Annotated in this window: 8 protein-coding genes; 6 read left to right on the plus strand and 2 right to left on the minus strand. The window is 51.1% G+C overall.

Annotated features, from left to right (window positions below; genetic code table 11):
• Nucleotides 1–11: 11 nt before the first annotated feature.
• The 5 genes from JU82_RS05875 to JU82_RS05895 all read left to right on the plus strand — a co-directional run bounded on the left by JU82_RS05875 (nt 12) and on the right by JU82_RS05895 (nt 4115).
• Nucleotides 12–284 carry a hypothetical protein gene (locus JU82_RS05875; protein WP_037947906.1) on the plus strand — a complete coding sequence of 91 codons (273 nt, stop codon included), beginning with the start codon at nt 12–14 and terminating at the stop codon, nt 282–284.
• Nucleotides 281–805, plus strand: a complete 525-nt coding sequence (locus tag JU82_RS11850) for a hypothetical protein (protein ID WP_294892308.1) — start codon at nt 281–283, stop codon at nt 803–805. The genes JU82_RS05875 and JU82_RS11850 overlap by 4 nt, the downstream gene beginning before the upstream one ends.
• Before the next feature lie 226 nt (nt 806–1031).
• The gene (locus JU82_RS05885; protein WP_037947909.1) at nt 1032–1784 is read left to right on the plus strand and encodes an ABC transporter ATP-binding protein; all 753 of its coding nucleotides are present in this window, start codon (nt 1032–1034) and stop codon (nt 1782–1784) included.
• Nucleotides 1781–2878 (plus strand): SufD family Fe-S cluster assembly protein, encoded by a 1098-nt coding sequence (locus JU82_RS05890; protein WP_037947911.1) that lies wholly within the window; start codon nt 1781–1783, stop codon nt 2876–2878. The genes JU82_RS05885 and JU82_RS05890 overlap by 4 nt, the downstream gene beginning before the upstream one ends.
• Nucleotides 2879–2939: 61 nt before the next feature.
• Nucleotides 2940–4115, plus strand: a complete 1176-nt coding sequence (locus tag JU82_RS05895) for an MFS transporter (RefSeq protein ID WP_294892310.1) — start codon at nt 2940–2942, stop codon at nt 4113–4115.
• Here the strand turns inward: JU82_RS05895 and JU82_RS11855 are convergent, their stop codons facing one another.
• Nucleotides 4116–4523, minus strand: a complete 408-nt coding sequence (locus JU82_RS11855; RefSeq protein WP_294892312.1) for a cytochrome c — start codon at nt 4521–4523, stop codon at nt 4116–4118.
• A 68-nt stretch (nt 4524–4591) separates the two neighbouring features.
• Nucleotides 4592–6082, minus strand: a complete 1491-nt coding sequence (locus JU82_RS05905; protein WP_349678315.1) for a SulP family inorganic anion transporter — start codon at nt 6080–6082, stop codon at nt 4592–4594.
• Nucleotides 6083–6272: 190 nt separating this feature from the next.
• Here JU82_RS05905 and JU82_RS05910 point away from each other — a divergent pair.
• The coding region (locus JU82_RS05910; protein WP_037947915.1) for a SulP family inorganic anion transporter at nt 6273–6453 on the plus strand (181 nt) is incomplete at its 3' end.

The raw sequence follows: 6453 nt of genomic DNA on the forward strand, positions 1-6453 counted from the left end.
AGGAGAAGATCATGATTCACAAAAACATTACTCAAACAGCCGAAGGGGTCGATATCCACTTATCCGGCGATGTCGCCAAAGCCAAACTCGAAGCGATGGCGTCAAACTGCAACAGCGGCGGTACATGCAGCTGCGAATGCAACAGTGATCTTAAAGATCATATTAAACACGTCGATGTTTCAGGTGAAGACGGTAACGTTACCCTCTCCCTCAAAGGAGAGACACTTGAAGCCTCAAAGGTTGAAGAGGCAATGGCAGAATGCGATATGGAGAAACATCTATGAGCTGCGAGTGCGGAACAACCGGCGATAACGGAAGCGGATGCGGATGTTCACTCAGCTCATCCGCAACTGCAAGCTGCCCCGCTTGCGGTACTATTGGGAGAAAGGTTTCGTCCCTAACAATACAATCGCAATTCAAAAAAGAGATGTTGGAGAACTATAAGGATCATACCGATAAATTCAACTTTTGCATGAATCCCTCATGTCCGGCAGTTTATTACGATGATTCTGAAAGCATCATTATCCATCAGGACGAAATTAGATCAAAGGTTACTATCAAAAATGACGATCTCAAAACGCCACTTTGCTATTGCAAAAAGCTGCTCAAAAGCGACTTTTTTCAGATGATCGAGGACAATATCCCGGATATCTCCGATAAGATCAAAGCCATCATCAGCGAAGGAAAATCGTTTTGCGAAAAATCGAATCCCAAAGGGGTATGCTGCACTGAAGACGTTAAAACTTTTTTAGCTGAATACGGTATGGCATGGGAGAGTCAAGATGCATCCCGCGGCTGTTGCTAATATTAAGAAGTCTAAATATGAACAGTATCATCTCGATATTAATCATTATCACAAGTTTTTCCCGTATCAAAAACGGGGATCATTCCAGTATTTTTTCATATTTCACGTCTTGGAATGCAAGGAGTGTGCAATACTTACATGGATCAAATATTCTAATATATTAAAGTTAAAAAATCGATTTTAGCACTATAATCGGTAAAGGCCATCATGCAAACGGAGTATAACCATGAACACCAATATACTCGATATTGCAAATCTTCATGTTGCCGTCGGTGACAAAGAGATTATCAAAGGGATTGATCTCTCAATCAAAAAAGGGGAAGTCCACGTCCTCTTCGGTCCGAACGGATCGGGCAAATCGACACTGCTCTGCGCCATTATGCAACTTCCGGGATACACTATTACAGAAGGAAGCGTACACATCCACGATACCGATACCGCAGAGCTGACGACCGATGCCATTGCCAATCTGGGGGTCGGGATGTCGTTTCAGTACCCTCCCAAAATCAAGGGGGTCACGCTAAGGCGTTTTCTGGACAGCATCAGTCAAAGCCGCGATCTACATAGCTCCATCGCCGCACTCAATATGGAGCCGTTTCTGGAAAGGGAACTCAATGTCGGCTTTTCGGGAGGCGAACTCAAACGGGCCGAGATTCTCAAACTCTACGCCCAAAGTCCCGATCTGCTACTGATCGACGAGCCCGAATCGGGGGTTGATATCGAAAACATCACGGTCATCTCCAACGCGATCAATACGATCCTGCAAAAAGAGTCGCCGATGGCCTCGCGCGAACGCTCCGCACTCATCATCACCCATACCGGCAATATCCTCAGTACCGTCCATGCCGATGTGGGACATGTATTTATGGACGGAAAGATCATCTGCACCGGAAATCCTCTCGATATCATGGAAGATATCAAAAAAGGGGGATTTTCAGGGTGCATTCAATGCATTGCCAATCATAAGGAGAAACAATGAACTCCTACGACGAACCAACCCTGCAGGCGATGAAAAACGTCGCCTACAATCTCGGAGAGGATAAATCGGCGACCTTTTTTGCCCGCGACACCCAGATCGTCGATGCGCATTCCGCCACAAGCGCGGTCGAAATACTCCCGATTGAGATTGCGCTGGAAAAATACGAGTGGCTGCGAAAACTCAGCTACTCGCTCGTCAGCGCCGATCAGGACAGCTATGTCGAAGAAGTGGCCAATAACCCCGCCAATCTCGGGTATTTCATCCGTGTCCGCGCAGGCGAAAAGGTCGTCCTGCCGATCTATACCTGCTACCTGATTGACAGCAGCCGTTTCACCCAATGCACCCACAACATCGTCATCGCCGAAGAGGGATCGGAATTTCATCTGATCAGCGGGTGTACGAGCAACGTCCACGCCGAGTCGGGGCGCCATATCGGGGTGAGCGAATTTTTTATCCATGACAATGCCATCGTTACTTCCACGATGGTACACAGCTGGGGCAAAGAGGTCGAAGTATATCCTCGTACCGCCGCGTATGTCGGCAAAAACGGGACATTCGTCTCCAGCTATGTAGCGCTGGGCAGCGTCAAAAGTGTGCAGATGGACCCCAAAGCGATCATCAAAGAGGGAGGACTGGGCGAGTTTTATTCGGTCATCTACGCTCCTGAGGGTTCGGTGTTCGATGTCGGATCGACCGCATTGTTAGAGGGCGAAGGGGCTTCGACGCAGATGATCAGCCGTGTCGTATCGAACGGCGGACACGTCCTCACACGGGGAAAAATCATCGGGGAAAAATCGGGTGGACGGGGGACAATGGCCTGTAACGGCCTGCTGCTGAGCGACAAGGGCTTCATCCATGCCATTCCTGAGCTGGTAGCGAATAATCCCAATCTGGAGCTTTCTCATGAAGCGAGCGTGGGGATGATTTCCAAAGACGAGTTGGCCTATCTTATGGCGTCGGGGATCGAAGAGGATCGGGCCAAATCCCTGATTATCGAAGGATTTCTGGATTTGCATATCCCCTCCCTTCCCGAGTATCTGCAACGTCAGATCAATGCCCTCGTCGAGGAAACGAAAGTATTTGATACTATTTAATATTACAGATTAGCAGCATACGATATGCTAAAATAAACCTACTTATTCATCAAAGGGAATTATGAAAGGCTCGCCGCTCAATAAAAACATCGTCGGGCTGGGAGCCAACAGCTTTTTTACCGACTTTTCGACGGAGATGATCCTCCCCTTGCTCCCCATATTTCTGGAGCGTTTTTTACACGCGACCAAAACCCAGATCGGGCTGATCGAAGGGCTGGCGGAACTCTCCGTCGCCCTCCTCATCGCCCTATCGGGGTTCTACTCCGACCGCCTCGGGCGGCGCAAAGGGATCGTCGTCTTCGGGTACGGCCTCTCCAACCTCATTAAACCCCTCGCATTCTTCGCCCAAAGCGCAACAATGGTCGCGACGATCCGTATCGGGGATCGTCTGGCAAAAGGGATCCGTGCCGCCCCAAGAGACGCGCTGATCAGCGCTTCTACCCCTAACGGTAAGAGCGGTTTCGTGTTCGGTTTTCACAAAATGATGGACGGTGCGGGGGCGCTGGCGGGTTCTTTGGCCACTTTCGCCCTGCTCTGGGCGCTGGGAGAGAGCGAAGAGACGTTTCGAACCGTTTTTGCCCTCAGCCTCATACCGGGGCTGATCTCGATGGCGATTCTCGTGTTTGCGATCACCGACGCCCCTTTCATCCCTGCCCCCGCCAAACGGTTCCGCCCCGAAGCGCTCCCGATGCCGTTTTACACCCTCGTCTTTTTCCAGACCCTCTTCAGCCTCTTTGCGATGAACTATTCGTTTATGATCCTCAAGGCGGGCGACAACGGCGTGGCATTGGCGATGATTCCCCTCGCTTATGCCCTCTACAACCTGACGCAGGCATTTTTCGCGATACCGATCGGCCGCCTTGCCGACCGTTTCGGTAAAGCCGCGCTTCTGTCGTTCGTCTATCTCGCTTTCGGTCTGGGAACTTTGGCTATGGCTTCGGGAGAGGTATGGGGAGCATGGGTCGGTTTCGGGATCTACGGCTTTTTTGCCGGGGGGTTCAACGCGCTGGCTAAAGCGATCATCTCCGACACAGCGCCGCAGGAGCTCAAAGCGACCGCATACGGCGTCTACTACACGTCGGTCGGACTGGCTACGCTCGCGTCGCTTGTCATGGCCGGCTGGCTCTGGGACACGTTCGGAAGCACGACGCCGTTTTGGATCGCCGGAGGCTCGGCCGTGTTTCTTGGGGCGGCTTTGTATGTGTCGCGCGGACGTTTTACGCTCGTTGCACGATGATCAACGAAATGGCGTCCCCTCATAACGGTCGTACACCCATTCAGCTACGGCCTGACGCTCTTTTTCGGAGAGTTTTCCCTTCAGCGAAGGCATGATTCCGAACTTCTCTATCGCCATCGGATGGCACATGCTGTACTGGACACTGGGGTTTTCGACGTAGTCTTTGATGAACGCGATAATGACGCGGCGTTTGACATCATTGTCCTCGTCTGAGATGATCACGTTTTCTTTCAAGCGGTTCGAGACTTCCACCATCGGAGGGGCTTTAAGCGTATGCAGGTGCTTAATCACCTCTGTTTTCTCCATCATTTCGACGTGGCAAGAGGCGCAGTGTTTCTGATAGACGCCATACCCCTCGGCTCCCCATGTCATGATTCCCGATGCAAGCAGCATCCCGATAATTCTCATTCGTTGCCCTTTTTGTGATTTAAGGGAAGGATTATAGTTATTTTACCCGTCGGATTACTTGATCGAAATCAATGCCCGCCCATGACTTTTTCGATATCCGAGGGTTTGTCATGGATACCGAAACGGTCGATAATCGTTTTCGTCGCTTCATTCTGCCCCACTACTTCCACCTCTTTCCCCATTTTACGCAGCTTGATCACCGCTTTGTCCAGCGCGTAGACTGCCGAAATATCCCAAAAATGCGCACGGGTAACGTCGATAATGATGTGTTTGACTTCTTCTTTGTAATCAAACGCATCGGCAAATTTATCGGCCGAGTTAAAAAACACCTGCCCGATAAATTTGTACACGCGGGTGCTACTGCTCTCATCGAACGATTTTTCCCAGTACAGGAAATGGCTGATTTTGTTGGCGAAAAACAATGAAGCCAGCAAAACCCCCGTAAAGACTCCGAGTGCTAGGTTGTGCGTCCATACGACGACAATAACGGTCGAGAGCATGACGATATTCGTGGAGATAGGAAGTGTTTTAAGACCTCTGATCGATCCCCAGTCAAACGTTCCGATAGAGACCATGATCATGACCGCAACGAGCGCCGCCATCGGGATAATAGAGATCAAATCGGACATGAAAACGACCATGATCAATAACAATACGCCCGCTACGAGAGTCGAAAGGCGGCCTCTGCCGCCGGATTTGACGTTGATGACCGACTGGCCGATCATGGCGCATCCGGCCATTCCTCCCATGCATCCTGAGGCGATATTGGCGATCCCCTGCCCTTTGCACTCGCGGTTTTTGTCACTGTCGGTGTCGGTCATATCGTCCACGATCGTCGCCGTCATCAGCGATTCGAGCAGACCTACCGCCGCAAGTGCCGCCGAGTAAGGGAAGATAATCGACAGCGTCTCAAGATTCAAAGGTACTTCGGGCCACAAAAAGATCGGTAGGGTATCAGGAAGCGCTCCCATATCCCCTACGGTGCGCACATCGATCCCCATTGCCACCGTAACGGCGGTGAGAACGAGAATCGTCACCAGCGGCGAAGGGATCAGCTGTCCCAGTTTGGGAACGTACGGGAAAAGATAGATGATCCCAAGCCCGGCCGCCGTTAATGCGTAAACATGCCACGTCACATTGGTCAGTTCGGGAAGCTGCGCCGTAAAAATCAAAATCGCCAGCGCGTTCACAAATCCTATCACGACGGTGCGGGAGACGAAACTCATCAGCGTACCGAGCTTCAAATACCCCGCTACGATCTGCAGTACCCCCGTCAGCAACGTTGCCGCAAGCAGGTACTGCAATCCGTGTTCTTTGACCAGCGTCACCATCAACAAAGCCATCGCACCCGTTGCTGCCGATATCATCCCTGCACGCCCTCCGACGAAAGCGATGACTGCGGCGATGCAGAACGACGCATACAGTCCTACTTTCGGATCGATCCCCGCAATGATCGAAAAAGCGATCGATTCAGGTATAAGCGCCAGAGCGACAACAATACCCGCAAGAATATCTCCGCGGATATTGCCGAACCACTCCTGCTTAGGAGACAATAACAGCATCTACACTCCTTATGTGAGCCTGCATACAGTCATTCTGGAACATCAACAATGCCGAACGAAAAAAAAGTTCGCAGAAGGAGAGCCAAAAGAAGGTGCAGAAAATTGCGCAAATTTTAGCTGAAGAGGCATAAAACGGAAGTTAAAGTGCTACACTTACCCCATCGATTTTCCCAAGGACCATTTTTTCATGTTACGCTCTTTCCATGACTCTCTGGAGCCAAAATTCATCACTCTTTTCCGCCGTCAAGGCTACAGCCGCTCTGACTTTATTGCCGATGCGATTGCGGGGCTGGCCGTCGCCATCGTCGCCCTGCCGCTAGCCATGGCCATCGCAATCGCCTCTAATCTCCCGCCGGAGCGGGGGCTGT

Origin of the sequence: Sulfuricurvum sp. MLSB, assembly GCF_000747095.1 — a bacterium.
Lineage (GTDB): Bacteria > Campylobacterota > Campylobacteria > Campylobacterales > Sulfurimonadaceae > Sulfuricurvum.

Excerpts from the sequence above, each read along its gene's own strand:
- JU82_RS05875 (WP_037947906.1), top strand. The coding sequence starts at position 12 with ATGATTCACAAAAACATTACTCAAACAGCCGAAGGGGTCGATATCCAC.
- JU82_RS11850 (WP_294892308.1), top strand. The coding sequence starts at position 281 with ATGAGCTGCGAGTGCGGAACAACCGGCGATAACGGAAGCGGATGCGGA.
- JU82_RS05885 (WP_037947909.1), top strand. The coding sequence starts at position 1,032 with ATGAACACCAATATACTCGATATTGCAAATCTTCATGTTGCCGTCGGT.
- JU82_RS05890 (WP_037947911.1), top strand. The coding sequence starts at position 1,781 with ATGAACTCCTACGACGAACCAACCCTGCAGGCGATGAAAAACGTCGCC.
- JU82_RS05895 (WP_294892310.1), top strand. The coding sequence starts at position 2,940 with ATGAAAGGCTCGCCGCTCAATAAAAACATCGTCGGGCTGGGAGCCAAC.
- JU82_RS11855 (WP_294892312.1), bottom strand. The coding sequence starts at position 4,523 with ATGAGAATTATCGGGATGCTGCTTGCATCGGGAATCATGACATGGGGA.